Genomic DNA, 2289 nt, shown 5'->3' on the forward strand with positions numbered 1-2289 from the left:
CCACGCCCGCTCCACGGTGTGTGGGTCGACGGCGGACGGGATGGGAGCTGGGGTAGGTGGTGGCTGATGAAAAGCCGAGCGCGTGTGGCCCGGCCACATCCAAAATGTGAGGATGACGAGCAGCCAGAGTGATCAGCACGAACGAGCGATGTACGAGTTGTTGGGGCGAATGGTCTCCATGGCTGCCCACTTGGAGCTCCGACTGCAGATGCTTGCTACGCGTCTGGTGGAGACGCCGTACGCCGCTCACTGGATCAATGGCCAGAACAGCAGCATGGTGATCAAGCTCATCGGAGATGTTGCCAAGGAGCATCCTGGCGTATCTCCAGATCAGCTCAAGGAACTTGAAGAAACCCTCAAAGAGTGCTCGCGCCTCTTCACACGGAGGCACGGCTACGTCCACGGCGCTTGGTCAGTTGACGGTGCCGCTTCTGAGGGATCAGCCGCTTGGCAGACGATGCGGTTCACCCGAGGCAAGCAGACACCGACATTCGCCCCTCTGTCTCTGGACGACCTTGCGGATTTGATCCACAGGCTAGACGAAGTAATGACAAAGGTGATGGCTTGCCTCATCGGTCACATCAAGGCCACATCTGGAGATCGCCTGGTGACCATCGAGCCGGAGGGCGAATCCGATACGCCAAGCTCCGAGTGACTGTCAAAGCAGATGGACCGGCCTGACACCAACATCTGACACCAACAGGCGCGGACTGCGGCGTTCGACTACGACCCAGCGCGAACGCTAGGTCAAAGGCTCTGGCTGGTCCGCACAGGCTGCTGGCAGCCCATGATCGACCTGATAAGGATGAGGCCAGACCTCAAAATCAGATTCCTAGGCCGTCGCCCGCCGGACCTGATAGTTCCAACGTGTGAGCGACCGGACGACGGTCTCGGCGCCAATGGGGTTGGCGCTGTGCACGAAGACCGTTCCGATTCGGAAGGGCCGTCCATTGAAAGCGGCTTCTTCCATGAGGGTCACCACGGGCAGGATGCTGTCGTCGCCGCCGAGGTCGTGGTCGAGCCAGAGTTCGTTGATGAAGGTGTCGCGGTGCTCTTGCAGGAGCTTGACACCTTCGCCGCTGGTGCGCGCGATCTGAGTGGCCCAGGGCAGCGGCCGGAGGTCGTCAATGCCAAGGATGACGGGCGTCGGTGCGGGCGACTCTTCCTTCATCCGCCCATCATCACAGCACCGCCGCGGCGGGCCCAACAGCAAGGACGACGTAGTCGGCGCTACGGATCAGAAGGTTGCCCATCCGATGCGGCAGCCCAGTCACAGGCCGGGCCGTCTCAGTTTCCGTCTCGTTCAGCGACGTACATGGCCGTTCAGCCCGGACCAAACATGGCAACTGAGTCATGGAACGGCCAGCCGTGAACGCAGGTGAACGGCACTGTACGAGCCCTGCGCAGCACCACCACAGTTGGAAAGCGTGCAAGCGCGGGGCGCCGGCGCCGGGATGGACGCGGCGCCATGGCCGACCGCGGGTCCGCAGGGGCGAGTGCGTGGAACTCCCAACCCGCACACCATCGACTCAGGCAGAGCAGAGCAGCGGCCCACGGGCGTCCAGGACGTTCGTACAGTGGCGCGCTCCGCCTGGACGCCAGGGACCACGCCCGCTCCACGGTGTGTGGGTCGACGGCATACGGGATGGGAGCTAGAGCGGCGGCGAGCTGAGCAAAGCGCGAGGCCTACCGGCGTGTGAGCACAGTCACATTCACGGCTTACCCCCCACATCCCCGGGGAGTCCTGAGCGTCAACGCGCTACGGTTCTGGCTTAGTTGCTCAGGAGCATGCCGGAAACCGCACAGCGTGGATCTTCGCGGGATCATGCTGCACGGTTACGGCCTTGTACCCAGAAGGAGTCGACGTGTGTGGCGTCGAGACATCGCAGTTTCAAGCAGCGCATGCCGCTACGAAGTCACCCAACTGTGTAGCTACAAGCTACCCATCAATGCATGACCGCGCAATACATTCGCCGGTACAGCGGACCACGGCGGCGAGCGAGACCACGCCCAACCAAGCTAAGTCCAGGGCGGAGACCGCGACGCGAGTGCTCGCACTCATCAGAGAGGTCGTGACGCTGATCATACTGATCGGCCCCTGGATCACGACCAGGCTGTAGGCGTGCCCTACGCATGCCCCACGGGACGGAGACCATCGGGGAACAACGGGGAGTCGCGGGCCTGTCGAGGTGAATGCCCTGGTCCGGCCCGTGGCAGGTTAACGGCCATGCGCGTACGCGATCTTCCAAACTAGCTACGCGGGTTCGATTCCCGTCGCCCGCTCCACAC

2 protein-coding genes are annotated in these 2289 nt (G+C 62.9%); one reads left to right on the forward strand and one right to left on the reverse strand.

Annotated features, from left to right (window positions below; all coding sequences use genetic code 11):
* Nucleotides 1–112 precede the first annotated feature (112 nt).
* The gene (locus GT030_RS04725) at nucleotides 113–655 is read left to right on the forward strand and encodes a hypothetical protein (protein ID WP_161199976.1); all 543 of its coding nucleotides are present in this window, start codon (nucleotides 113–115) and stop codon (nucleotides 653–655) included.
* A 177-nt stretch (nucleotides 656–832) separates the two neighbouring features.
* On the opposite strand, the gene GT030_RS04730 is transcribed toward GT030_RS04725, so the two are convergent.
* Nucleotides 833–1171 (reverse strand): cyclic-phosphate processing receiver domain-containing protein, encoded by a 339-nt coding sequence (locus tag GT030_RS04730; RefSeq protein WP_161199977.1) that lies wholly within the window; start codon nucleotides 1169–1171, stop codon nucleotides 833–835.
* Between the last annotated feature and the right edge of the window lie 1118 nt (nucleotides 1172–2289).

Source organism: Streptomyces sp. SID1328 (assembly GCF_009865595.1).
Classification (GTDB): Bacteria; Actinomycetota; Actinomycetes; order Streptomycetales; family Streptomycetaceae; genus Streptomyces; species Streptomyces griseoluteus.

Bases quoted from the DNA above. Each gene is read 5' to 3' on its own strand.
- GT030_RS04725 (WP_161199976.1), top strand. From the start codon at position 113: ATGACGAGCAGCCAGAGTGATCAGCACGAACGAGCGATGTACGAGTTG.
- GT030_RS04730 (WP_161199977.1), bottom strand. From the start codon at position 1,171: ATGAAGGAAGAGTCGCCCGCACCGACGCCCGTCATCCTTGGCATTGAC.